Origin of the sequence: Saccharicrinis carchari (assembly GCF_900182605.1) — a bacterium.
Lineage (GTDB): Bacteria > Bacteroidota > Bacteroidia > Bacteroidales > Marinilabiliaceae > Saccharicrinis > Saccharicrinis carchari.
This window is the reverse complement of the sequence record NZ_FXTB01000011.1, coordinates 17549-42447: the sequence shown is the minus strand read 5'-3', so window position 1 is coordinate 42447 and position 24899 is coordinate 17549. Positions and strand designations below refer to the sequence as shown.

General features: G+C 41.5%; 22 protein-coding genes. 13 read left to right on the top strand and 9 right to left on the bottom strand.

Features of this window, described 5'->3' with window-relative positions:
• Positions 1–3 precede the first annotated feature (3 nt).
• Positions 4–378: a ribosome silencing factor gene (rsfS, locus tag FN809_RS15710; protein WP_142534486.1), complete on the bottom strand. Its 375-nt coding sequence runs from the start codon at positions 376–378 to the stop codon at positions 4–6.
• Positions 379–543: 165 nt separating this feature from the next.
• Between rsfS and FN809_RS15705 the strand changes: the two genes are divergently transcribed.
• Complete coding sequence (locus tag FN809_RS15705; protein ID WP_142534485.1) at positions 544–1296, top strand: biotin--[acetyl-CoA-carboxylase] ligase; 753 nt, start codon at positions 544–546, stop codon at positions 1294–1296.
• Here the strand turns inward: FN809_RS15705 and FN809_RS15700 are convergent.
• Positions 1293–1700: an SRPBCC family protein gene (locus tag FN809_RS15700; protein ID WP_142534484.1), complete on the bottom strand. Its 408-nt coding sequence runs from the start codon at positions 1698–1700 to the stop codon at positions 1293–1295. The genes FN809_RS15705 and FN809_RS15700 overlap by 4 nt on opposite strands.
• Before the next feature lie 126 nt (positions 1701–1826).
• On the bottom strand, positions 1827–2459 hold the full coding sequence (pyrE, locus tag FN809_RS15695; RefSeq protein WP_142534483.1) for an orotate phosphoribosyltransferase: 633 nt from the start codon (positions 2457–2459) through the stop codon (positions 1827–1829).
• Between the two features lie 7 nt (positions 2460–2466).
• On the opposite strand from pyrE, the gene FN809_RS15690 reads away from it, so the two are divergent.
• From FN809_RS15690 to recQ, 6 genes are all read left to right on the top strand, one after another.
• Complete coding sequence (locus FN809_RS15690) at positions 2467–3081, top strand: NUDIX hydrolase (RefSeq protein ID WP_185957586.1); 615 nt, start codon at positions 2467–2469, stop codon at positions 3079–3081.
• Positions 3082–3171: 90 nt separating this feature from the next.
• The gene (gene asnS / locus FN809_RS15685; protein WP_142534575.1) at positions 3172–4611 is read left to right on the top strand and encodes an asparagine--tRNA ligase; all 1440 of its coding nucleotides are present in this window, start codon (positions 3172–3174) and stop codon (positions 4609–4611) included.
• Between the two features lie 368 nt (positions 4612–4979).
• Entirely contained in the window at positions 4980–6431 is a 1452-nt protein-coding gene (gene rpoN, locus FN809_RS15680; protein ID WP_142534481.1) for an RNA polymerase factor sigma-54, read from the top strand.
• 23 nt (positions 6432–6454) lie between these two features.
• Complete coding sequence (locus FN809_RS15675; RefSeq protein WP_142534480.1) at positions 6455–7060, top strand: phosphatase PAP2 family protein; 606 nt, start codon at positions 6455–6457, stop codon at positions 7058–7060.
• A gap of 150 nt (positions 7061–7210) precedes the next feature.
• Positions 7211–7885, top strand: coding sequence for an SIR2 family NAD-dependent protein deacylase (locus FN809_RS15670; RefSeq protein ID WP_142534479.1), 675 nt, complete (start codon positions 7211–7213; stop codon positions 7883–7885).
• Positions 7886–8045: 160 nt separating this feature from the next.
• Positions 8046–10226, top strand: a complete 2181-nt coding sequence (gene recQ / locus FN809_RS15665) for a DNA helicase RecQ (RefSeq protein ID WP_142534478.1) — start codon at positions 8046–8048, stop codon at positions 10224–10226.
• 156 nt (positions 10227–10382) lie between these two features.
• On the opposite strand, the gene FN809_RS15660 is transcribed toward recQ, so the two are convergent.
• The 3 genes from FN809_RS15660 to purE all read right to left on the bottom strand — a co-directional run bounded on the left by FN809_RS15660 (position 10383) and on the right by purE (position 13843).
• Positions 10383–12401, bottom strand: a complete 2019-nt coding sequence (locus tag FN809_RS15660; RefSeq protein ID WP_142534477.1) for a ComEA family DNA-binding protein — start codon at positions 12399–12401, stop codon at positions 10383–10385.
• Entirely contained in the window at positions 12398–13216 is an 819-nt protein-coding gene (locus tag FN809_RS15655; RefSeq protein ID WP_142534476.1) for a hypothetical protein, read from the bottom strand. The genes FN809_RS15660 and FN809_RS15655 overlap by 4 nt, the downstream gene beginning before the upstream one ends.
• A gap of 120 nt (positions 13217–13336) precedes the next feature.
• Positions 13337–13843 (bottom strand): 5-(carboxyamino)imidazole ribonucleotide mutase, encoded by a 507-nt coding sequence (gene purE, locus FN809_RS15650; protein WP_142534475.1) that lies wholly within the window; start codon positions 13841–13843, stop codon positions 13337–13339.
• 432 nt (positions 13844–14275) lie between these two features.
• On the opposite strand from purE, the gene hpt reads away from it, so the two are divergent.
• The 4 genes from hpt to FN809_RS15630 all read left to right on the top strand — a co-directional run bounded on the left by hpt (position 14276) and on the right by FN809_RS15630 (position 18279).
• Positions 14276–14812 carry a hypoxanthine phosphoribosyltransferase gene (gene hpt, locus FN809_RS15645; RefSeq protein WP_142534474.1) on the top strand — a complete coding sequence of 179 codons (537 nt, stop codon included), beginning with the start codon at positions 14276–14278 and terminating at the stop codon, positions 14810–14812.
• Between the two features lie 16 nt (positions 14813–14828).
• Positions 14829–15401, top strand: coding sequence for an adenylate kinase (locus FN809_RS15640; protein WP_142534473.1), 573 nt, complete (start codon positions 14829–14831; stop codon positions 15399–15401).
• Positions 15402–15475: 74 nt separating this feature from the next.
• Complete coding sequence (obgE, locus tag FN809_RS15635; protein ID WP_142534472.1) at positions 15476–16486, top strand: GTPase ObgE; 1011 nt, start codon at positions 15476–15478, stop codon at positions 16484–16486.
• Positions 16444–18279 carry a MutS-related protein gene (locus FN809_RS15630; protein WP_142534471.1) on the top strand — a complete coding sequence of 612 codons (1836 nt, stop codon included), beginning with the start codon at positions 16444–16446 and terminating at the stop codon, positions 18277–18279. Before obgE ends, FN809_RS15630 begins: the two co-directional genes overlap by 43 nt.
• A 33-nt stretch (positions 18280–18312) precedes the next feature.
• On the opposite strand, the gene FN809_RS15625 is transcribed toward FN809_RS15630, so the two are convergent.
• Both FN809_RS15625 and FN809_RS15620 read right to left on the bottom strand, forming a co-directional pair.
• A complete protein-coding gene (locus tag FN809_RS15625; protein WP_142534470.1) occupies positions 18313–19101 on the bottom strand; it encodes a lysophospholipid acyltransferase family protein in 789 nt (262 codons plus the stop codon).
• Positions 19102–19347: 246 nt separating this feature from the next.
• A complete protein-coding gene (locus FN809_RS15620; RefSeq protein WP_142534469.1) occupies positions 19348–20574 on the bottom strand; it encodes an MFS transporter in 1227 nt (408 codons plus the stop codon).
• A gap of 142 nt (positions 20575–20716) precedes the next feature.
• Here FN809_RS15620 and FN809_RS15615 point away from each other — a divergent pair, with 142 nt between their 5' ends.
• Positions 20717–21433 (top strand): YebC/PmpR family DNA-binding transcriptional regulator, encoded by a 717-nt coding sequence (locus tag FN809_RS15615; RefSeq protein WP_142534468.1) that lies wholly within the window; start codon positions 20717–20719, stop codon positions 21431–21433.
• A gap of 131 nt (positions 21434–21564) precedes the next feature.
• Here FN809_RS15615 and FN809_RS15610 read toward each other — a convergent pair whose 3' ends face one another.
• Positions 21565–23085: a peptide MFS transporter gene (locus FN809_RS15610; protein ID WP_142534467.1), complete on the bottom strand. Its 1521-nt coding sequence runs from the start codon at positions 23083–23085 to the stop codon at positions 21565–21567.
• Between the two features lie 184 nt (positions 23086–23269).
• On the opposite strand from FN809_RS15610, the gene FN809_RS15605 reads away from it, so the two are divergent.
• Positions 23270–24787, top strand: coding sequence for an NAD(P)H-hydrate dehydratase (locus tag FN809_RS15605; RefSeq protein ID WP_142534466.1), 1518 nt, complete (start codon positions 23270–23272; stop codon positions 24785–24787).
• Positions 24788–24899 lie beyond the last annotated feature (112 nt).

The following is a 24899-nucleotide window of genomic DNA, read 5'->3' as shown; positions in this document are numbered from 1 at the left end:
TACTTAAAATAAATTCTCGATGTTGGTTCGTTTGGCATCAGCCCACAAACCTTCCAGGTTGTAAAAAGCGCGTGTGGGTTGCTGAAATATATGAACTACAACATCCACATAGTCCACTAAAACCCATTCTGCATTTTCTTTTCCTTCGATGTGATAAGGTTTTTGATCCAGTTTTTTGCTCACATAATCATAAACTGAATCGCTAATTGCATCTACTTGGGTGTTGCTGCCACCATCGCAAATAATAAAATATTGGCAAATGCTGCCCTCTATTTTACGCATGTCGAGGATAGCAATATTTGTGCCCTTTTGCTCTTGAATACCCCCAACAACTGCATCTACCAATTGTTCAGTTAGCTTGTTCTCCTGTTCTGTCATTAATCTTATATCTTTTTTTGCAATTGTGTTTTTTTTGAATCGGCTAATTTACTACAAAAACATGAAGATACGGCATTTTTATATCCGGTTTTACTAAGTACTTTTGCTCCTGAAATTAATTTACCTGTCATGGTGACATATTGACGCATTTATATCGAAAAAAGCATGTCAAACATTAAGTATTTTAATATATTACGATTCCCGGCCCTGGCATCTACCAACCAAACGCTTAAGTCGCTACATCAAACGGATCCTATGGAGGAGTATACTGTTGTGGTGTGCGATAGCCAAACCGCTGGCAAAGGGCAGGCCGGAAACCACTGGGAAAGCGAAGCCGGAAAAAACCTTACCTTCAGTATCTTGCTTAAACCGGCTTATGTGCAAATACAAGACCAGTTTCTGATTTCAAAAGCGGTTTCCTTAGGCATACTGGATGCTTTAAAGACTTATTCTTCTGGTTTTACGATAAAATGGCCTAACGATATTTATTATCAGGATAAAAAAGTAGGAGGTATTTTAATTGAAAATGCCCTCTACCAAAATAGAATTGGTACTTCGGTGGTGGGTATAGGTTTAAATGTTAATCAAACCGTTTTTGTAAGTGATGCACCTAATCCGGTTTCATTAAAAGCTATAAGGGGTAAAGCGTTGGATCCGGGTAAGTTGTTGAACCAAATTTTACCCAACATTGTAAAATACCTGGATACCTTAAGAACCGCAGGTCCCGATTCTGTTAACAGGCTGTACTTAGCGCAACTATACCGGAAAAATGGCCTTTATTGCTATAGAGATGAAAATGGTGAATTTAAAGCACGTATTACCGGCATTAACGATTATGGACATATGCTTTTAAAAACAGATGAGGGCCAACGTCGCAGCTATGCTTTTAAAGAGGTGGAATTTGTTATGCGAGATTAATCATAGTGATGCCCGGCAATGGAATCGCCCAGCAGATTTAAAAATTTATTTATTGGCTTGGTCACCATCATTTTCATCATGGGGTTTAATTCGGCTTTCAAGGTTAATTTTATTCGGGTATCCTTATCGGCCAACTGTATAAGCTGTACCCAAAGGAAAAAATTAAAAGGTACTTTTCCGTCGGTAGAATATTTAATGGTTTTGCAGGGCTCTTTATCAATTATTTTAAGCCCTGCCTCACCAATGCCATCCACTTTAAAGCGACAGGTTTCTTCCGTACTTTGCCAATCTTTTATTTTATCCTGAGGAACCAGATTTTTAAAATTATTAAAGTTGGAGATAAAAGAAAAAATTTTTTCCTGATCGTGCGGGGCACTTTTAATGTCGCTTTCGAATGTTGTCATTGTTTAAATTAGTTTGGCTGTATTTTGATTTTAAATATCATAAATCACCCATCCGCTATCGCTTATAAAAAATGCTAACCAGTGGATAAGTGCATTCGTGTTTTTAAACAGGTCGTTAAAAACGGATTATTTTCCCCAATTGGCAGGGTTTAATCTCCAGTTGCTCAATGTTTTTACATCCTCTTCCGACACATAACCCGTTGCAGCTGCTACTTGTATTAAAGCCTGGTACGAACTCAGCGTGTTCAGTTTGACAGCCTTTTTACTAAAGTTTTCTTCGGCTGTTTTAAAACCATAGGTAAATATAGCCACCATACCTAATACCTCGCAGCCGGCCTTGCGCAGTTCTTCTACCGCTTTCAGACTGCTTCCGCCGGTTGATATCAAATCTTCCACCACCACCACTTTACTGCCCGGGGTAATATCGCCTTCAATCAGGTTCTCCATGCCGTGTCCTTTGGCCGACGATCGGATGTAAACAAAAGGTTTTTTTAGAACATCGGCCACCAAAGCACCCTGCGCTATGGCTCCGGTAGCCACTCCGGCAATTACATCCGCCTGGGGATACAGTTTATTTACCATATCAACAAATTGCAATTTGATATAATTACGAACATCGGGGTACGACAAGGTTTTCCGGTTGTCGCAATAAATGGGCGAATGCCAGCCCGAAGCCCAGGTAAATGGGTTTGTTGGTTGTAATTTAATTGCCTTAATTTGTAGCAATTGTTCAGCTATTTTTTCAGATGTATTTTCCATGGCACAAATGTATAAAGTTTTTTTTAAGGATAGAATAGTTTTGTTGACCGACGATATAGAACGCGACTTAAGTGCCGATTTTGGCGGTATATTTAAATATTCTAATCAAAAAGAGTTGCACGATTTTATATTGAATTTTGAGAGACGTGAAGAAATAAGTAAAGCTTTTATTTATCATCACAACCTTGAAGAGCTAATGGTGGAATTTACCAAATGTTTTAAACGGGTTGATGCAGCGGGAGGCGTAGTGTTTAATGCCGAAAACAAGATATTGCTTATCCATCGTTTGGGCGTATGGGATTTACCCAAGGGCAAGGCCGAAAATGGAGAGTTGATGAAAGAGACGGCTCTTCGGGAAGTGGAGGAGGAGTGTGGCATAGCACCCCTGCAGATTATAAAGGACTTAAGTCCCACCTATCATACCTATCGGCAGAAAGGGGAGTTGATATTAAAAAAAACGTATTGGTATCAAATGAAGTACCTGGGCAACAGGACTCCGCAGCCGCAAACCGAGGAAGATATAACGCAAACGGTATGGAGGTCTGTCAACCAAATGGATGAGATATACCGCAACACTTATGCCAGTATAAAGGAAGTGTTGGCCGAGGTAAATCTGAAATGAAAAAAATAATTGGGCTCTTATTTACATCTTTAGCAAACAATTGATTAATTTCGTGACCTTTAAAAAAACTATCAATAACTAATGGAACATATTCGCAGATCAAAAGTAGCCCACCTTCTGAAAGAAACAGGATTTGGTAAAGAAGTAAATGTAAAAGGATGGGTGAGAACCCGAAGAGGCAATAAGTTTGTTAATTTTATCGCGCTTAACGATGGCTCGTCTATTCATAACCTGCAGATTGTTGCCGACACTACAAAATTTGGGGATGAGCTGCTCCGTCGCATCGCTACAGGTTCTGCTATTTCGGTAAATGGTACATTGAACGAGTCGGAAGGGAGTGGTCAAAATGTGGAGATACAAGCCGCTGAAATCGAAGTTATCGGCGAATGCAGTCCCGATCATTATCCGCTTCAGCCCAAAAAACATTCGCTGGAGTTTTTGCGTGAAATTGCGCACCTGCGTTTCCGTACCAATACCTTTGGCGCTATAACGCGGGTTCGTCATGCAATGATTTTTGCAGTGCACCAGTTCTTTTCAAATAAAGGATTTTATAATATTCATACCCCCATTATTACTGCCTCCGATGCCGAAGGAGCCGGCGAAATGTTTAGGGTAACCACACTCGATTTAAATAATCCACCGAAAACGGAGGATGGAGAAATTGATTATAGTCAGGATTTCTTCGGTAAATCTACCCATCTTACCGTATCCGGCCAGTTAGAGGGAGAATTGGCCGCCATGGGTATGTCCGATATTTATACCTTTGGACCCACCTTTAGGGCCGAAAACTCGAATACAACACGCCACCTGGCAGAGTTTTGGATGATTGAACCCGAAATGGCCTTTTACGACCTGAACGACAATATGGATTTGGCCGAGGAGTTTACCAAATACCTGATAAATTATGCCTTGGCGCATTGTGCCGAAGATTTGGCCTTTTTGAGCAAGCGTTTACAGGAGGAAGAAAAAAACAAAAAAGCCGACGAGCGTTCGATGGAACTGTTGGAGAAACTGCGATTTGTGGTAGAGAACGATTACGCACGTATTACGTACTCCGAGGCTATTGATATATTAATGAACTCCAAGCCACATAAAAAAGGTAAATTTCAATATCAGATTACGGGTTTCGGAAGCGATTTGCAGGCCGAGCATGAACGCTTTTTGGTGGAGAAACATTTTAAAAAGCCGGTTATCCTTACAGATTATCCTATGTCGATTAAGGCTTTTTATATGAAACAGAGCGACGACGGTAAAACAGTAAGAGCCATGGACGTGCTTTTCCCACAGATAGGCGAGATCATCGGTGGTTCACAGCGCGAAGATAATTATGATAAATTACTGGAGCGTATGCGAGTACTTAATTTGCCCGAAAAAGAGATGTATTGGTATTTGGATACACGCCGTTTTGGTTCGGTTCCACATAGTGGGTTTGGACTGGGATTTGAACGTTTAATGCTTTTTGTAACCGGGATGACTAATATCCGTGACGTAATACCCTTCCCGCGTTCACCCAAAAATGCAGAGTTTTAGTGGATATACGACGATATGATTAAAATGCCTGAGAGGTGGTAGGTAGTTGCTATTGGCAAATTAGATAGGTAGCCGATGGAAAATTCACTTGTCTTTAATCTCAAAAAAGTTATTATACTACATATAACATTAAAGAAGAGCAGTTTATCGGCAGGTGAGCTGCTTTTTTCTTTCAAAAACAAAGTCAATGAAAGTACAGGTGCCGGGGTCCTATAAAAAATAAAGCTGCTGTGGCGTTTTATTAGCCGATTTGTCGTAATTTTGTTAGGTTGGTGTGCAATGGTGCGCGTAGCACAAATACCAGCTTTTTTAGTTTTTGACGATTATTGCGATTTGCATTATCATAAACAAGTTGAAGAAAGGACGATATGTTAAAACAGAGCTTACAACAAAAGATGCTTCAGAAATTGTCACCCTTACAAATACAGGTGATAAAGTTACTGGAGATTCCTGCGGCGCAACTTGAGCAACGTATCAAAAAGGAGATTGAAGAAAATCCGGTCTTGGAGCTTGATGGCGAAGGGCGCGACAAGGATGATGCCGAAGAGCCCGAGGTAAAAGAGCAGGAAAGCGAAAAAGATGAACTCTCCATCGACGATTATATACAGGACGAAGATATACCGGCTTATAAATTGCAGGCACGAAATTTCTCGAAAGACGATAAACACGAAGATATCCCGTTTTCCGACGGAACTACTTTTCATGAGCACCTAAGCAGGCAGTTAGATATGCGCATGTTCAGCGAGAGACAGCTGCTTATTGCGGAGCAAATTGTAGGTAACATTGACGAAGATGGTTATCTGCGACGTGAAATAGAGGAGATAATTGACGATATTGCATTCGGACAAAACATTGAAGTGGAAGAAGACGAAGCCCTGGAAGTGTTAAAGGTAATTCATGATTTTGAACCACCCGGCGTTGGAGCACGCGATTTACAGGAGTGTTTGTTGTTGCAACTCGAAAAAAAGGATCGTACTTTCCCTGCCCTCAACAATGCTTATCATATCATCAAAAACCATTTTGATGAGTTCACCAAAAAGCATTACGATAAAATCACCAAACGTTTAAATCTCGATGATGACGAGATTAAAGACGCCATGGATGAAATATTAAGACTGAATCCCAAGCCCGGAAGCTCATACAGTAATCCGGTGCACAAGGCAATTCAATATATTATCCCCGACTTTATTTTGGAGATGAAGGACGGCGAACCTCAATTAAGCCTGAACACGCGCAATGTACCCGAATTGAGGATAAGCCGAACATACGCCAATATGTTGCAGGATTACTCTGCCAATAAAAAAAATCGCTCTCAGGATAAAAAGGAGGCCGTCATGTTTGTCAAACAAAAGCTCGACTCGGCCAAGTGGTTTATCGATGCCATTAAGCAACGGCAAAATACCCTGATGCTCACCATGAATGCTATATTGACGTATCAAAAGGAGTATTTTATCGAAGGTGACGAAACAAAGCTGCGACCAATGATATTAAAAGATATTGCTGAAATAACCGACTTGGACATATCCACCATATCGCGGGTTTCAAACAGCAAGTACATCCAAACCCATTTTGGTATATTTCCGCTTAAATTCTTTTTTTCAGAAGGGATGCAAACTGATACCGGAGAAGAGGTATCTACGCGCGAAATAAAAAAAATACTATCAGATTGTATCGAAAATGAGGACAAAAAAAAGCCGTTGACCGATGATAAGCTTGCACTCATCTTAAAAGAAAAATCGTATAACATTGCACGCCGAACGGTAGCCAAATACCGCGAACAGTTAAATATTCCGGTGGCCAGGCTGCGCAAAGAGTTGTAAATACATTTAATTAAATATACGGAATGATAAAAAAAATTGCTTCGGCGCTGTCCGTTTTATTGCACCCTTTGCTCATACCCACCATGGGCTTGTTGGTTATTTTTAGCACACAAAGTCATGTTACCTTTATCCCATTTGAATACCGCCGGCTGATCGCTATCATTGTGTTGATTAGCACCTGTATTTTGCCCTTAAGTGTTATGCCTCTTTTTTTGCAGGTGGGCATTATAAAATCTATGCATATGGAAACGCCACGTGAAAGGTTGATACCTTTATTAACCACGGCAGCTTTTTTTATGTTGGGTTATTTTTTTCTTAAAAAATTTCAGGTCCCCGCGTTTATTGCCTTTTTTTATTTGGGTACTTTGATTGCTGTTTTGTTGTCCTTGTTCATCTCATTTTTCTGGAAAATTAGTATTCATATGGTGGGCATTGGTGGTTTATTGGGCGCCTTGTTGGCTATGTGGCTCAAGTATGGAGTGAACACGCAATTGTGGATGCTGGCTATTTTGCTACTCGCCGGATTATTGGGCAGCAGCAGGCTGATCCTGGGTGCACATAGTCCAAAACAAGTGTATGTCGGCTTTTTGCTGGGAGCAATAACCATTTGTAGCGTTGTGCTGCTATAAGTGTAGTTTTTTCTGAAACGAGCCCCCGAATGGCCGGAGCGGACGCTGAGAGCTTCTTCTTACCTAACCTGTCCCTTCTAAGGGGGGGGAGGCTATTGTTAAAATGTGGCGAGTTCCATATGTTACAATTGAAATTAAAGTTTTAGACAAATGAAATCAATAGTAGTGTTTTCAGGAGCGGGCATGAGTGCCGAAAGCGGTATTATGACTTTTAGAGACATGGGCGGACTGTGGGAGCGCTACGATGTTACCGAGGTAGCCAGCCCTGAGGCCTGGGAAAAAAATCCTCAGCTGGTGATGGATTTTTACAACCAACGACGCAAACAACTGCTGCAATGTGAACCCAACAAGGGACACACGCTTATTGCCGGGCTCGAAAAAGATTACGATGTTCAAATAATAACTCAGAATGTAGATGATCTGCACGAAAGAGCCGGTTCTACAAAAGTGCTTCATTTGCACGGCGAACTTAAAAAAGCACGCAGCACCGTAGACGAATCATTGGTGTATACATTAAAAGGTGGGGAGCTTAAACTTGGTGATTATTGCGAAAAAGGCAGTCAGTTACGACCGCATATTGTATGGTTTGGCGAAGCGGTGCCTGCTATGGATCAAGCGATAAGTCTTATTCAGCAAGGCGATATGGTGGTAGTGGTAGGCACTTCCTTGCAAGTTTATCCGGCAGCCGGACTTTTAAATTTTATTAAAAAAACAGTGCCAATTGTTGTTATTGATCCGGATACGCCTAAATTTTCTGCCGCGGGTAATATTACCGCTATCCGTAAAAAAGCATCCGAAGGGCTACAGAGTTTATCGACAGACTGAAGTAGGGCTCCTATTGCCACATAAAATAGCACATCTTAATTTTTTATCAATTTGTGCTGATATGTCTTAAAGAAAAGGTATTTTTGTTTTAAGGATATTAAAGAAACTTTTTAATCTCCTGTCCGTTACAACGGTAATAAATAAGGATAATGCTATTGTTATGAAAGAAAAGGTTGATCTTAAGGCTCACCTTAAGAAACATTTTGGTTTTGACACCTTTAAAGGGAACCAGGAAGATGTAATTGAGAATGTACTACGGGGGAAGGATACATTTGTTTTAATGCCCACAGGAGGTGGAAAATCATTATGCTATCAACTGCCGGCACTCATTCTACCCGGAACGGCAATCATTATTTCTCCATTGATTGCTTTGATGAAAAATCAGGTGGACGCCATGCGCAATTTTAGTGAAGATGATGGTATTGCACATTTCTTAAATTCATCGCTTACCAAGGCAGCCATTGCCAATGTTAAGGAGGATATGCTGGCCGGAAAAACCAAGATGCTTTACGTAGCTCCCGAATCGCTTACCAAAGAGGATAATATAGAGTTTCTGAAACGTGTTGATATTTCGTTTTATGCAGTTGATGAGGCGCATTGTATATCCGAATGGGGGCATGATTTCAGACCCGAGTACCGCAGGATACGCCCCATTATAGAAGAGATCGGTTCAAAGCCACTTATTGCCCTTACTGCAACAGCTACGCCCAAGGTTCAAAGTGATATTCAAAAAAGCCTTGGCATGGCAGGATCGATGGTGTTTAAATCATCCTTTAACCGTCCCAACCTTTATTACGAAGTCAGAAGTAAAAAACATGCTACCCGACAAATCATTAAAATACTAAAAGATAACACGGCTAAGTCGGTCATTATATATTGTTTGAGCCGTAAAAAAGTGGAAGAGCTCACCCAGGCACTCATCGTTAACGGCATAAAAGCGCGAGCCTATCATGCCGGAATGGATGCAAGCACCCGGGCAGCCAATCAGGATGCTTTTTTGATGGAGGAAACGGATGTTATTGTGGCCACCATTGCCTTTGGGATGGGCATAGACAAGCCCGATGTGAGGTTGGTGATGCATTATGACATCCCCAAAAGCCTGGAGGGTTACTATCAGGAAACCGGACGTGCCGGACGCGACGGTGGGGAGGGTAAATGCATTACTTTTTATAGTTATAAAGATATTCAGAAGCTCGAGAAATTTATGCAGGGTAAGCCAATAGCCGAACAGGAAATTGGCAGACAACTGCTGTTTGAAACGGTTTCGTATGCCGAATCTTCGATATGCCGACGCAAAATATTGCTGCATTATTTTGGCGAAAAATACCATCCTGAAAATTGTGATACCTGCGACAATTGTTGCAACCCAAAAGAACAAAGCGAAGGAAAAGAAAATGTGATTTTGATGCTCAAATCGATATTGGCATTAAAAGAAAGATTTAAGGCCGACTATATGGCGGCTTTTTTAACGGGAGAAGACAATTCGGCCATCAAATCATATGAGCACGATAAGCATGAGTTGTTTGGTGCAGGTAAGGAAAAGGAAGGAAAATACTGGAATGCTGTTATACGACAACTGTTAGTGGCAGGACTGTTGATTAAAGAAATTGAAAATTACGGTATATTAAAAGTAAGCGACGACGGAAAAGAGTTTTTGGAAAAGCCACGCTCTTTTATGATTACCCAGGAACACGATTTCGAAAGCAGCGACATGGATGAGGATTCCGGTGGGGGTACTGCAGCCGTAGATCCCGAGCTGTTTAGTATGCTTAGGGATTTAAGAAAAAAAATAGCGAAAAAGAAAAGCTTGCCCCCTTTTGTTATCTTCCAGGATCCTTCGCTGGAGGCCATGGCCATCCATTATCCTATAACCTTGGAGGAGATGTTAAATATTCCGGGTGTAGGTTCAGGCAAGGCAAACAGATTTGGAAAAGAGTTTGTTGAGCTGATTAAAAACCATGTAGAGCAGAATGAAATTGAAAGGCCGGTAGATATGGTGGTGAAATCAGTAGCCAACAAATCGAAGAATAAAATTGCAATTATACAAAGCATCGACCGCATGATTCCGCTCGACGATATTGCCAGTTCAAGGGGTATAGATATGGATGAATTGTTATCAGAACTGGAGTCTATCGTATATTCCGGAACGCGTGTTAATATCGATTATTATATCGATCAGGTAATGGATGACGACAGAAGGGACGACATATTTATGTATTTTAAAGAAGATGCCGAAACCGATGATATTAGTAGTGCACTGGAAGAATTAGGCGAGGATGAATATCCCGAGGAAAATATAAGACTGGTAAGAGTTAAATTTTTGAGCGAAGTGGGTAATTAAATTTTTAACGCGATAGGGTAAAGACGGTATGTGCAGCATATTTGGGATACTACTCCCCGTAAGTTGTTCACATCGCGGCGCATACCATGCAGATGGATATAGGAAGCGGTAATGCTTAATCTGCAATGGATCGGTATGGTATTTAACACGAAGTACCTAAAATTTAAACTGCATTTGCATCTTTAGGTCGGTGCGGTTGTTACCGTCGATAGTTTGCAAACCGGTGCTTATCTTGTCCCTGTCCGTGTAGCTGGTTCTTCCGGCCTTTAGCCATATTTTTAAGTTGTTCAGCATCTCATAACTTAATATAAAATAAGCTCTGGAGCCTTCTCCCTGAAAGGCCGGCGTATAAAAGTTGTATAGCAAATCGTTTTCGTAGGTGTACAATCGGGTGTCGTAATCTTCCGTGTCGAATACCAGATAGCGCAGCCAGCAGTTCAGTCGTCCGGTACTTGTTGCATATTTTAATCCCATATAAGCCAAGGTACCATAGGTATTGTTTTGATTTTCTTCCTTATAAAACGATTTTTCTACCCGCATTTGCAATGCCCAGTTTTGGTTTGCCATTATATCGGTGTGTAAACGGATTTTTTTGGTGTTACTTACTACAATAGGATAATCGGGAGCGCCATCAATGTTTTGATTCTTGTATTTGTCTTTTTCGCGGTAACGCACATAAAGCTTAAAGTTCGGGTTAAAAATATAATCCGCTCTAATCGAAACATCATAGCCCTGCGAAGGCTTATCGATATTATATTTTAGCCAATTGGTTTTAAACACATCTACATACCCCGAGATGTTAAGCTTTGAAACAGGGAAAATACTCATCCCAAGATAAAAGCCCGACTCACCGCCAGGCAAAGAGTTTTCGGACAAGGCATTTACCCAAGGCGAATAGTAATGAATGGAGAAATATCGGTGCAAAAGAGCCAGGGAAACATTGTTGGCAGGTTTAAATTGAAGTCCGTTTATGATGGCTCCTTTGTTACTGCCATTTATGGACAGCTCGCCAAAAGCCAGCACCTTTCCAGTACCATATTGATAGGACAGCCAGTATTGCGTGTTTTTTACTTTTTGCTGTGCCGTGCGCTGATACATTGCTTTAACCGCTATGGAATCGGCGTCGTACGCTTGAAAGAATCCTCCCGCAGAAAGGGATATATTTTTAAAACGGTAGTTGAGGTTGGCTCCATAGGCGGATTGTCCTAAGGTGTTTTTTTTGCTTTTTTCGCTTGGCGTGCGATGATAACCGGTTTCCGGCATGGAATTAACAATAACATGCGTTGAATCCGGATTATATTCTAAATCGGCATCACGTTTTTTTTTAGATATAAACAACGACAGCTCGGCCGTTTTGTGTGCAAATGTTATAGCAGCACCCCTAAGAAAGCCATTTTCGTTGGCCGATGAGTATTTTTTAAAACCTTGGCCCCGCTTGCGTATGCGCAAAGGCTCGGATGTTTTGCCCATGCTTGTGCCAGTCCATAGCGCCACACCCTGACCAAAATTGGCGTGGAAGTCGCCTACTATCATGGTCTTTATAAGCTTTTTGCTTTCATACATTAAGTAGCCCGATGTAAAATCTATGGGAAGTGTTTCCTCGCCGGGATCTTTGTCCATCACCAAACCGCCAAAAAAATTTTCCCCGTATTGCAGTTGAAATTTGGCATAGGAATGGTGCCTGTTGCCGAGATAACGAGTGGCCATGCTATCGGGAATATAGCCTTTGGCTTTTTCCAAATTAAATTGGTTTCGCAACAGCACCTGTCCGTCTAGGCGATTTTTATACACAGCTTCGGATTCAATAGATTCTAGCTTTGTAAACATCATCAACCTTTCAATATCCAGTTGCGATAGCCCGCCCACTGCCTGCAGCTGATATTTTGATTGCAAAGGTCCTATCTTACTTATATACTCTACAATAGCTTGAATTTGTATGTCGCTCAGAAATATCAATTTCTCCAAATCCTCTATCCTTGCGCTATTTAAATTAATCGGAGATTCATACAACTGTAGTAGTTCGTCAAAAATTTGAGATTGCCCATTCAAGTCTATCTCATTTTCGCTAAGCGATTCCATCAAATTCCCGATTATCCTTTCCGGGCTTTCTGCAACTTGAGCACGAAGACAGAGAAAACTTAGCAGCAAAAACGTGATGAAGTACAACTTTTTCATTGCTTCGCTTTAAATTGATAGCTTATCCCAAAACAAGATGATATTCCCAATACTTCGTGATGTGCCATGCCTGCATCAAGCATAATGCCCATTACATCAAATCCTAAACCCAGGGTGTAGTTTATCGGTTTGCCGAGGATGCCGGTTCTTATCCAAACTTGTTGGTTTATATTGTACTCCAGGCCCAATTTATATAACATGTCAAAGCGGCTCTGCTTTTCTACCTCGCACGAAATGTCAAAATGGGTAGAGGCACTCCAATTAAAACCGAGTACGAACAAAGTGGGGATGTTGGAAGTGGATTCCATTATGGAGATGCTGGATTGTTCCGGATTAGAGATTAAAAAGCCCAGCCGAACCGCGTTTAATGGTTTGTATAAAATGCCAAGGCCTGCAAAAAGCTGACTGCCTGCACCGGATTGCGACAGGTGGTTGTTTTGAAAATTGAGTTGAAAAGAGGCGTGCAGATGGGGTGCCAAAGTACGGGCAAAGGCCATACTTAGTTTGTTTTCCTGATAGAGCGGATAACCGTACTGATGTACATTGACTGAGAGCACCCCAAAGCGGAAAGGCAGCACGGCAAGTAAATTTTTGGAACTTAATTGATTTACAAAATAAGGTAGATGATAGGATAGCGAAATACTTGGACCAACTGCCTCCGATGTGCCGGCAGGATTAAGGATAGGGCTCCAGGTATCGGCCCCTGTTACTCCTGTAGCACCACGCCCCATCGACGTAGGTGAATTTACAAATGCCGATTGTGTAAACAAAGGGTGCGGCACAAATAAAAATATTAGCCAGAGCAGTAGGCGCATGCGTAAGGTATAAATAAGGTAACTTAAAGATTTATATTCAAAAGTTACCTTATTTATAATACCTTAGCAAATTATGTGGCTATAAAATGTATTTTTTTAACCAAAAATAGCTGGGTGGGGTTAATTCGTTTTAAACTCGTATTTAACCTGGCTCAACTCCTTGTTGGCTTTTTCAATTTTATCTTTAAGGTTTTCTTTAAAACCGGCTACGCGTTCAGCTAACTCTCTATCTGCCAGGGACAACATTTGAGCAGCCAGAATACCGGCATTTTGTGCCCCGTTTATGCCTACCGTGGCTACCGGAATTCCGGGGGGCATTTGTACTATAGCTAAAAGGGCATCTAAACCATCGAGCGATGCCTTTATGGGGACCCCTATAATAGGCAGTTTGGTCATGGAGGCGATAACACCGGGGAGGTGAGCAGCCATGCCGGCAGCAGCAATGATTACTTTTATGCCGCGTTCTTCGGCGCCCTTGGCAAATTTTTCTACTGCTTGTGGTGTCCGGTGTGCCGATAAAGCATTTATTTCGAACGGAATTTTTAAATCGTTAAGCACTTGTGCTGCCTTCTCCATAACAGGCAAATCGGATGTGCTACCCATAATAATACTAACTGTTGCTTGCATAATTTTCTTCTTTTTGTGTAAATTTATTAACCCGTCTCTTTTACCGGACCTATTCAAAGGATGTCAAAAATATAAAAAAGTGCAGCGCATGCCCCCTCTTTTTTAAGGGGTTATTCCCGAAATAGCTGGACTTTAATTTTTGAAGAAATCAATAACGAATTAAAAATCGGCAGCCTGCCCCCTAATTTTATTTCTGTATGTCAAACTTAGTCGTTACCGGGGCTTGAAATAATTCCTGAAACAAGGTTTGACCCCCTCAATTCTTTGGTTTTTATACGAACCGGCGGTAACAAAATAAATCCATCTTTTACCAGACAAAAGAGATGAAAAAAAGTTTAAACCGGTCCAAAAATAGTAAGTTATGGGATAAAATAGCCTGTGCACGGTATTTTTTTGTACTTTTGCGCATTAAATAAAAAAAATCCCTATTTAATGAAGCGTATAAAGCTATTAGACAGAGAGTTTAAGCTTTCTATACCGTTTGAACAAATTGACGGAGCGATTGCAAAAATTGCAGATAAAATGAACAAAGAACTGAGCGATAAAGATCCTTTATTGGTTTGTGTCTTAAACGGTTCGTTTATGTTTGCCTCGGATTTAATGAGGAAATTAGATTTCCCATGCCAGATAAGCTTTGTTAAGTTTTCGTCGTATCGGGGAACGGAAACCACGGGCAACGTAAAGGAAATCATCGGCTTAACCGAAAAAATTGAAGGTAGAACAATTGTTATTTTGGAGGATATCATCGACACCGGAATAACCATTCAAAAAGTACTGGAAGAATTGTCGGAGTTTAATCCAAAAGCCCTTAAGGTGGCTAGTATGCTTTTTAAACCCGAAGCATTTACCGGCGATATTGAGGTGGATTACGTAGGGATAGAAATTCCAAATGATTTTATTGTAGGATACGGATTGGATTACGATGGTTACGGACGAAATTTGCCCGACATATATACCGTTGTTGAATAAATAAATTTTTATTGAAATGTTAAATGTAGTTATTTTTGGCCCTCCCGGATCGGGTAAAGGAACCCAGAGCGAGAATATTATTAAAAAGTACAATTTAGCTCATATTTCTACCGGAGATTTACTAAGAGCCGAGATAAGCGGGCACACCCAGTTGGGAATCATTGCCAAAAGTTATATTGATAAAGGAGAGTTGGTTCCCGATGATACCATTATTGGTATGATCGATACCAAAATAGAATCTCTGACCCATACCAATGGTGTTATTTTTGACGGCTTCCCCCGAACGGAGGCGCAAGCCACAGCCTTGGATGAGCTTTTAAACGAGCACAAAACCAAGGTGTCGGTAATGGTGAATCTGGAGGTGCCTAAAGAGGAACTGGTACAACGCCTGCTAAAAAGAGGCGAGGTGTCCGGCCGTTCCGATGATAACCTCGAAACGATTGAAAAAAGAATAGCGGTATATGAGAAACAAACCAAGCCGGTTATCGATTTTTATAAAAGTAAAGGGGTGTACAAGGCTATAAAAGGTGTGGGTGCTGTGGAAAGTATTTTTGAGTCTATAGCCGAGGCTATCGATTCGGCCAGGTAGTTACCTGTTTATTTACCATTGAAGCCACGGAGGTATTACCTTGCCGTGGCTTGTTATTTTTAATTTATCAGCTTATGGCCAGTAGCAATTTTGTAGATTACGTAAAAATATTTTGCCGATCAGGAAAAGGAGGCCCTGGCTCCCAACACATGCGCCGCGAAAAATCCGTGCCTAAAGGAGGACCAGATGGAGGTGATGGAGGCCGGGGTGGACATGTAATTATTAAAGGCAGCCGTAACCTCTGGACTTTGCTCCACCTTAAGTTTAAGCGTCATGTTTTTGCCGGACACGGCATGTCGGGTGGCAGACAAGGGAGCTCCGGCGCCCAAGGTGAGGACAAAACCATCTATGTGCCGCTGGGTACCATTGCCAAAGATGCCGAAACCGGAGAGGTGCTGTGCGAAATAACGGATGAGGACCAGGAGTTTGTATTGGCCAGAGGCGGAATGGGGGGCAGAGGTAATATGCACTTTAAAACAGCTACTAACCAAACACCACGTTACGCTCAACCAGGACAGGAATCCATTGATATTGCGGTTATACTGGAGCTGAAAATATTAGCTGATGTGGGATTGGTGGGATTTCCAAATGCGGGTAAATCAACCTTATTATCGGTTGTTTCGGCTGCTAAACCCGAAATAGCCGACTATCCTTTTACCACACTTGTGCCCAACCTGGGCATGGTGAGCTATCGCGATCATAAATCGTTTGTAATGGCCGACATACCGGGTATTATCGAAGGAGCCAGCCAGGGTAAGGGCTTGGGTATACGTTTTTTGAGGCATATTGAACGTAACTCTATTTTATTATTTTTGGTGCCGGCAGATGCGGATAGTATAAAAAAAGAATACGAAATATTGCTCAACGAGCTAAAAAATTATAATCCCGAACTATTAGACAAGCAACGCCTCTTGGCCATATCCAAATGTGATATGCTGGACGCTGAGCTTATGGCGGAAATGAAAAGCGATTTGCCTGATATTCCCTATACCTTTATATCTTCCGTGGCCAATGTAGGAATCATCGAATTAAAAGACATGATATGGAAAACGCTGGAGGAATCCAACAAAGATATAATAGACTAATAGAACACTATGCCGAGTTGGCCAGGCGGTATCAGTCCTGTATTAACGTTTTTTCTCGGAAGATCATTTTTTCGGGTTGGATACGTCTGTTAATTTTTGTGCTCCTTGTAAGTGTTCCTATTTATATTTACGATTTTTCGCAAATCGCCGCAGTGGTTCTTTTTGTGGGCTTTGCCGTTTGTTTTGCCGTGTTAATAAAGCGCTTTAACAATTACAAACGCCTAAAGGCCGAATATCAGTTGATGCATTATTTGAATCAGAGCGAGGAGAAAGCCTTGCAAGGGGATTGGCTTTTTTTTGAATCAGGGAGCGAGTTTATTGACCCTACGCACAACTACTCGCACGATCTGGATTTATTTGGAGAGGGCTCTTTTTTTCAATACATCAACAGAACCTCCACTTCGGAAGGTAAGCGAGTGCTTAAAAACAAACTTACTTCGCCGCACATCAAAACGGAGGATATTCTGCGTGAGCAGGAGGCGGTTAAAGAGCTGAGCAAAAAACTAGATTTTCGCCAGCATTTTTATGCCAAAGGTAAAATGCTGGAAGAGACCCGGGTTGATATCGAAAAGATAGACGCCTTTAAAAGCTACTCATCTTTTATAAAAAGTAAAGGGGCATGGTTTACTTACCTTGTACTTGCGCTTCCCTGGTTGCTGTTTATAGCATTGGGCCTTACTTTTATTGGTCTTCCGGCCGTGGTGCCCACCATGCTTTTTTTATTTAACCTGGCCCTTGTAGGAGCCAATTTAAAAGCACTCAATAAAGTCAATCAACGGTTTAGCTCACTCACCGGATTATTGCAAAAATATGCGGTTTTAACTGATTTGATTGCCAACGAAAGTTTTTCATCGGCGCAATTGTTACAACTGCAAAACGCCCTTTCGGAGGAAGAAGAGAACGCATCGGAGATAATTAATAAACTAAGCAGGTACATGGCCCAGTTCGACCAACGAAATGGTATGATTGCCGGTTTTTTACTGAACGGTTTTTTACTTTGGGATTTTAAATATGTGGGTAAAATTGAAAAATGGCTTGAAAAATATGGCCATAAAATGGCGCAGTGGCTTTATGTTGTGCACCAGATAGATGCGCTCAATAGCATGGCGGGTTATGCCTATAACCACCCCGATTTTGTATTCCCCGAGCCACATCCTGATATTATGCTAAAAGCTACAGCCCTTGGCCACCCCTTGTTGGATAGGAAAGAACGGGTTTGTAACGACTATGATTTTCAGGATTCCATTTTCACCTTGATTACCGGAGCCAACATGTCGGGTAAAAGTACATTTTTACGTACCGTAGGATTAAATATGGTTTCGGCACGGAGCGGTATGCCCGTATGCGCCACCAGCATGGTTTTTAAACCCATGCGAATGATTACTAATATGCGAACTACCGACTCGCTTACCAAACATGAATCGTATTTTTATGCCGAACTAAAAAGGCTACAGTATATTATTGGGCAACTGAAAAGCGGAAACGATGTGTTTATTATCCTTGATGAGATACTAAAAGGAACTAACTCCAAAGATAAAACGTACGGTTCTATGGAGCTCATTAAGCACCTTCTTTCCTTAAATGCCTATGGTATGATTGCCACACACGATCTGGAGCTGGGTGTGCTCCAGGAGAGTACCCAAGGTAAAATTGTAAACCGTTGTTTTGAAGTGGAAAACAAAGACAACGAATTAATTTTTGATTATAAACTTTACCCGGGACTTACACAAAATCATAATGCTACGTTTTTGATGAAAGAAATGGGCATAATTTCAAAGCCGATTCAAGCGTAACTGGTAAAGGGAAGGGTTGCTAATAAGTGGGGCTTATCGGGAAGTTTTTTTTGTCGACATCCAAAAATAGTGTTTAACAAAAGTTGGTTGCTCTTCTCCATTTACATTGTAAAACTGCTCCAAAAACATATTGAATTCCTGTCGGCTCGCATGCGCTGCCTTTTCTTTAGCCGTAGGAGTGATGTCTTCAAAAGCTAAATTGACTTTTCTTCGGGGCATAAAAAACAGCAGATTCACCAAGGTATAGCTTATCCCCTTTAGCAGGCAGCGTACAAAATGGGGCGACTTGCCGGTGTAGGCTTTGGACCAGATGCTGCCCCATAGTCCGTCTATCCTAACACCTATTATTTGTACATTGTTGGGCATATCTTTAATTATTTCATAAGCCGACTTTTTGTTTAGGATACGCTCAAATCCTTGCTCTGCAATTTGGCCCGACGGATAAATTACCATGCTTCGTTTGTATTTAAAGGCGTTTAAAGATGCTGCTTTAATGTCGTTTAAAACATTTGTATTTCTGCTGCCTGCGCCCAAATCGCTAACGCGCACGGCACCCCATCGCTTAAAAAACGTATGGAGTACCGGCAAATCGTAATAAGCCGAGGTAATTACGGGAACCACATTTTTGTGCAGATATACATTGCTCACCAATAACATAGGATCCACAACAGCCTGATGGTTGGGCAAAAATAAAACAGGCCTGTGTTTATCGATACAGTTTAATTCCGAAAGCTCTACTTTGTATCGCAACGATAGCATAAGACGACCCAGTAAAAAAATCAGTTGTGCAATTCCTTTTACTATAAAATGCTTTTCTTTCATGTTTTGGGTTCCGAGTGAATTAAATCGATAGGTAAGTACATACAGTTACAATATTTTTGTTCATACATAAACAGCTTAACTACACAATAGCCGGGATTTTACCCTTATTCTTCAACGATCATTTACAGATAACAACTAATTAGCTACTTTATTTATAACCTCTCACTTCTAATTTCTATCTTCTCACCTCTTACCTCTAATCTCTCACCCCTAACTTCCCACCCCTCACCTCTATCAGTTTACCCTCTATCTTTTCCATCTTGCTCCCGGGAGTCTGACGTAAACAATTATTGTAATTACAAGCGTGATAAGCAGGACGGTTAAAAACACGATACGTGCATTAAATATGTTTTCAACCAATGAAAATACGCCGGCAGACAGCAAAATGGCCACAAAAACCATTTGATTGTTGTAGGCAATTACCGGCCCAAGCTCTCTTCCTTTAACCCTGTCCTGCATATATGCATTAAGCGGTATCTTAAAAAGGCCTGCAAAAAAGGCAAAAATAATAATGAGAACGGTAAAAAGGAAGGTATCCGGTTTTAATACAAAAATAACCAACATGCTCACTACCATTCCTGCACCACCTGCGGGAACCAGCCTGGTGTTTACTTTATGGTTGGAGATAAGCCCTGCGGCATAGCATCCCGCCCCTATGCCTATAGCCACTAAAGCCATTATGGTACCGGTTGATGTATTGGATAAATGCAGATATTCTTCGCAGTAGATATAAAGGTTCATCTGAACCATAGAGCCGATGAACCAAAATAAGGAAAGACCCAAAACAGTAGTATTGAGCCCTTTTAATTGTTTGCTCCAACGAAACCATTTAATAGGGAAAATAAAGGGGTTTAGGGTGTCGTTCGAATCGTCTTCGGGTGCTGTTTCGTGTACTTGTATGCCTAAGCTGGACAGCCAACCGGCAAGAGCCAATAGGATAAACGAAGTGCAGAGTGTGACTAAAACAACGGTACGGTTAAAGTACTGGTGGAGATCCGAAAGGTAACCGCCCAGGAAGGTGCCGGTCAACACGGCAACAAAGGTAAGCATCTCCATGGCACCGGTGCCAAACGAAATACCTTTAATGCCACCAATATCACGTATAATTCCGTATTTGCTGGGCGAATAGATACAGCTTTGAACGCCCATTAAAAACATGGCACCCATTACTACATATATGTTGCTGGTTATAAATCCTAAAGCAGCCAGCGTCATGATGGGTATTTCGGCCAGTTTGGCCGCTTTAATTATGGTAGCTTTGGGATGTTCCCTGGCCAATTTGCCCGCCCATGGCGATAAAAAGATGTAAGGAAGCACCAATAATGCAGCAGCAGCAGAAACTAAAGTGGCTTTACTGTCCGGGCCAATCCACAGTACACACACGAATCCGATAAGCGTTTTTAACAAGTTATCGTTTAAAACACCGGCGAAATTGGTGATAAAAAGGGGTAGCCATTTTAATTTGTTTTTCATAATAGATGCATAAAGATATAAATACAGTACAAACTTACTATCGTTTTAGTTTCATTAAATTATTCTTTGAGCATTATTGATTTTTTTGCATAGGAATGATAAATTTGTGACCTCATAAAATTGTGAGCAAAAAAACAAAATAATGGGACGCGCATTTGAATACCGTAAGGCCACAAAGCTCAAAAGATGGGCAAGCATGGCAAAAACATTTACCAAGTTAGGACGACAAATCACTGTAGCAGTAAAAGACGGTGGATCTGATCCGGAAGCCAATCCGCGTTTAAGGATGTTAATCCAGAATGCCAAAGCGGCCAACATGCCCAAGGACAATGTGGAGCGGGCCATAAAAAAGGCTACCGAAAAAAACCATGACGACTGGAAGGAAGTAGTTTACGAAGGTTACGGACCCTTTGGTGTTGCCGTAATGGTTGAAACAACCACTAATAACAACACGCGTACGGTAGGGGCGGTACGTAGCTATTTTAACAAAGCCGGAGGATCTCTGGGTACTACCGGAAGTGTTGAGTATATGTTTGAGCATCAGTGCCATTTTAAGGTAGAGGCCAAGGAAGGAATTGACCTGGAGGAGCTGGAACTGGATATGATTGATGCAGGAGCAAACGAAATATTTGAGGAAGACGGCAAAATAATTATTTATGGCGCCTTTGAAAGCTATGGCTCCATCCAATCTTATTTGGAAGACAACGATTTTGAAATTATCAGCTCCGAATTTGAAAGAATACCTACTACTACCAAAGAACTAAACGAGGAGGAAACCGTGGTGTTTGAAAAAATGTTGGCCAAGTTTGAGGAAGACGAAGACGTAACTAATATTTATCATACCGTTGCGGGATTGTAGAAAGTGCTTAATAGGTGAGATATACCTGTATTCGGTGCAGGGTTGATTGACCTTGTTGAGTAGAACCTAATCATAAAAAAAGCCCACCAAATTTATTTGGCGGGCTTTTTTTATTTCAATGAGAATGGTCATTACTTAATTCCGTGCATCATCCTGCTAATCCAGGGAGCCAGAATAAATAACAATACGGTAGCTATACCGGTAATTGCCGATACAAACCAAAATACGTTTACAGGTTGCCCTATGCTAACTTCCATCGATTTAGAGAGGGTTTCCATTTGAGAGGCGCCAAAGTTACCGGCTGCAAAAGAGAACATCCATACACCCATGAGCGTTGAAACCAACTTAGGAGGAGCCAATTTGGTAACCATCGATAAGCCAATAGGCGATATGCAAAGTTCGCCCATGGTAAAGATCAGGTAAACAAGAGTTAGCCATAATGGCGATACCAATGTCATTGTACCGCTACCCTTGGAGATGGTATCGGCCACAGCCATAACGGCGGCTCCAACGGAGAGCAACAGCATACCCCACCCAAACTTAAATGGTGTTTTAGGGTTCAATTTAAACTTATCTAACTTTAACCAAAGTATAGAAAACAGAGGTGCCAGAATAACAATAAAGATGGCATTGATGGATTGAAACCACGAAGCGGGTATCTCGAAGCTACCGATCATCCGGTCGGTATTTTCGTCTGCAAAAAGATTAAAGGTAGTACCGGCCTGCTCAAAGCCCACCCAAAAAAAGATGTTGAAAAAGGCCAGAACCAGGATAACGGCTACACGTTCCCATTGGTCGCGACCTTTGGTTCCACGGAAGATTGATATGACCAAATAAAGACCACCAACAATACCTACCACCTTAGGTATGGTGCTTTGTGCACCTTCAGACAGGGCTGCCCATCCTTGCATAAAGCCAATAGTTCCGAATATCAATACAGCAGTTACAGCAATCACCTGGCCCCATTCTATTCCCTTTAGATGCGTACGGTTCTTATCTGATTTGGGTGGCAGACCAATATGTCCCAATGTTTTTTCGGAACGTAATATCAGCCATAAAACACCAATAAGCATTCCTACGCCTGAGGCCAGATAACCATATTCCCAACTAATTTTCTCGCCCAGATATCCCGCTACAAAGGGAGCGATAAATGCGCCTAAATTAATACCCATGTAAAATATGGTAAAACCACCATCTTTGCGGGGATCGTTGTTATCGTACAGGTCGCCCACCATGGTCGAAATGTTGGGCTTAAAGAAACCGTTACCCAGAATGAGCACCCCCAGTCCGGCGTAAAACCAAAATTGACGTGATTCCAGGTTGTCGCCTCCAATAGCTGCTGCCGACAGCATAAATTGTCCTACAGCCATAGTCAAACCACCCATGTAAATGGTCATTCGCTGTCCGAAAAACTTATCGGCTAAAATGCCACCCAGCATGGGGGTAACAAATACTAATCCGGTAAATATCCCGTAAATGGTAAAAGCTTCTTCCCTGTCGAGCCCAAAGCCTCCATTGGCCAATGAGGCGGTTAAAAAAAGCACTAATAAGGCACGCATGCCATAATAACTGAATCGCTCCCACATTTCGGTGGCAAAAAGAGTGGACAGTCCCATGGGGTGACCAAAAAATCCTCTGTCTTCGTTACTCATCTCTAATAGTTCTAATTATTGTATATTGTTTATGTTTGAAACCTTATTGTTCGCTATATTTGTGATATTGCCACAAATGTAAAAAAAACGAGACATCAATTATAGTGTTTTTTCTCATGTTCGCTATTTTAATGGTTTTTTATTTCGGTAATTTATTAATTGATAACGTATTTGTTTGTATAAAATGAAAATATTAGCACCTCAGCAAATCAGGGATCTCGACCAATATACCATCCAACACGAACCTATATCATCCATCGACTTAATGGAGCGCGCTGCCCAACATGTTGCTAGTGAGTTGATGGAAAAGTTTTATAACAAACGGTTCTGTATTTTTGTCGGAACGGGAAATAATGGTGGCGATGGATTAGCTGTTGCCAGAGTATTGGACGATTTTGCATACACAGTAAAAGTGATTCTGGTAAAAACTTCCGTTAAACTAAGTGCCGATGCATCTATCAATTTAGACCGACTGCTAAAAACAAATCCTACTTGTCTGAGCACGGTTAAGAAGATAGGCGAAGTTGATTTTGGCCAAATTAAAAAAGATGCCATTATTGTTGATGCTTTGTTTGGTTCGGGGTTAAGCCGCCCCTTAGAAGGCTTGTACAAATCAGTGGTGGATGCGATAAATGAGTTGCCCAATAAGGTTGTTTCCATTGATATTCCATCAGGTTTGTTTGCCGAGTACGATAAAAACAGCGCACAAGGAAATTCAATTATCCGCGCCCATACTACCCTAAGCTTCCAAATGCCAAAGCTGTCGTTCTTTATGCCCGAGAGCGGTTGCCATGTAGGGCAATGGCATGTGCTAGATATTGGCCTGGCGCGAAATTTTATTCGGGAGCAGCCTTGTTCACATTACGTGGTAAGTAAAAAGCAAATCAAAAAGCTCCGTAAAAAACGACCTTTGCATAGTCATAAAGGAAATTATGGGCATGCCTTGCTCATTGCCGGATCTTATGGTAAAATGGGAGCTTCTATTATTGCTTCCAAAGCTTGTTTACGTTCAGGTGTTGGCCTGCTTACCGCTCATGTTCCGCATTGGGGTTATGGGATTATACAAAGTGCCGTTCCTGAGGCCATGACCAGCATCGATCGCTCCGACATGTTTTTTACCGAATTTCCGGATTTAAATACTTTTAGTGCTATTGGAATCGGCCCCGGCTTAAACAAAAAAAGAAACACGGTATTGGCTTTTGAAACTATGCTCGATAATATGAACAGTCAGGCACTTGTAATTGATGCCGACGGGTTAAATATATTGAGCGAAAACAAGCACTTACTCGGGAAAGTGCCTGAAAATGCCATTCTCACCCCACATCCAAAGGAGTTTGAGCGGCTGGTTGGTGTGTGGAATAACGATATGGATAAACTCAGTCGCTTGAAAAAGTTCTGTCAGCAATATCAAGTGTTTACCGTTTTAAAGGGGGCATATACGGTAACTTGTACACCCAATGGCACATGCTATTTTAACACAACGGGTAATCCGGGGATGGCCACAGCTGGTAGTGGTGATGCATTGACAGGTATTATTACAGGGCTATTGGCTCAAAATTATAGTCCTGAAGAAGCTGCTGTTGTTGGTGTTTATCTTCATGGCAAAGCAGGTGACCTGGCTTTGAAGAAGGAATCGACAGAGTCGATGACCGCTTTGGATATAATAAGTTGCCTGGGAGCTGCGTTTAAAAAGATTGGGTGAAGTGTAAAGAGAACGAAAAACAGTGAGCGTAAAGCGAATAGTTAGAATTGCAGCGTAGTAGGTATAACGTATAGTATTGAGCGAATAGCGTGAAGATAATAAAGTAGCACAA

What these genes read in the sequence shown, in the direction of transcription:
- FN809_RS15690 (WP_185957586.1), top strand. Translation starts at nt 2,467, where the DNA reads ATGTATAAAGTTTTTTTTAAGGATAGAATAGTTTTGTTGACCGACGAT.
- FN809_RS15675 (WP_142534480.1), top strand. Translation starts at nt 6,455, where the DNA reads ATGATAAAAAAAATTGCTTCGGCGCTGTCCGTTTTATTGCACCCTTTG.
- FN809_RS15615 (WP_142534468.1), top strand. Translation starts at nt 20,717, where the DNA reads ATGGGACGCGCATTTGAATACCGTAAGGCCACAAAGCTCAAAAGATGG.
- obgE (WP_142534472.1), top strand. Translation starts at nt 15,476, where the DNA reads ATGGCCAGTAGCAATTTTGTAGATTACGTAAAAATATTTTGCCGATCA.
- FN809_RS15700 (WP_142534484.1), bottom strand. Translation starts at nt 1,700, where the DNA reads ATGACAACATTCGAAAGCGACATTAAAAGTGCCCCGCACGATCAGGAA.
- recQ (WP_142534478.1), top strand. Translation starts at nt 8,046, where the DNA reads ATGAAAGAAAAGGTTGATCTTAAGGCTCACCTTAAGAAACATTTTGGT.
- FN809_RS15605 (WP_142534466.1), top strand. Translation starts at nt 23,270, where the DNA reads ATGAAAATATTAGCACCTCAGCAAATCAGGGATCTCGACCAATATACC.
- hpt (WP_142534474.1), top strand. Translation starts at nt 14,276, where the DNA reads ATGAAGCGTATAAAGCTATTAGACAGAGAGTTTAAGCTTTCTATACCG.
- purE (WP_142534475.1), bottom strand. Translation starts at nt 13,843, where the DNA reads ATGCAAGCAACAGTTAGTATTATTATGGGTAGCACATCCGATTTGCCT.
- FN809_RS15610 (WP_142534467.1), bottom strand. Translation starts at nt 23,085, where the DNA reads ATGAGTAACGAAGACAGAGGATTTTTTGGTCACCCCATGGGACTGTCC.
- FN809_RS15625 (WP_142534470.1), bottom strand. Translation starts at nt 19,101, where the DNA reads ATGAAAGAAAAGCATTTTATAGTAAAAGGAATTGCACAACTGATTTTT.
- FN809_RS15660 (WP_142534477.1), bottom strand. Translation starts at nt 12,401, where the DNA reads ATGAAAAAGTTGTACTTCATCACGTTTTTGCTGCTAAGTTTTCTCTGT.
- FN809_RS15620 (WP_142534469.1), bottom strand. Translation starts at nt 20,574, where the DNA reads ATGAAAAACAAATTAAAATGGCTACCCCTTTTTATCACCAATTTCGCC.
- pyrE (WP_142534483.1), bottom strand. Translation starts at nt 2,459, where the DNA reads ATGGAAAATACATCTGAAAAAATAGCTGAACAATTGCTACAAATTAAG.
- rpoN (WP_142534481.1), top strand. Translation starts at nt 4,980, where the DNA reads ATGTTAAAACAGAGCTTACAACAAAAGATGCTTCAGAAATTGTCACCC.
- FN809_RS15630 (WP_142534471.1), top strand. Translation starts at nt 16,444, where the DNA reads ATGGAAAACGCTGGAGGAATCCAACAAAGATATAATAGACTAATAGAA.
- FN809_RS15705 (WP_142534485.1), top strand. Translation starts at nt 544, where the DNA reads ATGTCAAACATTAAGTATTTTAATATATTACGATTCCCGGCCCTGGCA.
- FN809_RS15655 (WP_142534476.1), bottom strand. Translation starts at nt 13,216, where the DNA reads ATGCGCCTACTGCTCTGGCTAATATTTTTATTTGTGCCGCACCCTTTG.
- rsfS (WP_142534486.1), bottom strand. Translation starts at nt 378, where the DNA reads ATGACAGAACAGGAGAACAAGCTAACTGAACAATTGGTAGATGCAGTT.
- FN809_RS15640 (WP_142534473.1), top strand. Translation starts at nt 14,829, where the DNA reads ATGTTAAATGTAGTTATTTTTGGCCCTCCCGGATCGGGTAAAGGAACC.
- FN809_RS15670 (WP_142534479.1), top strand. Translation starts at nt 7,211, where the DNA reads ATGAAATCAATAGTAGTGTTTTCAGGAGCGGGCATGAGTGCCGAAAGC.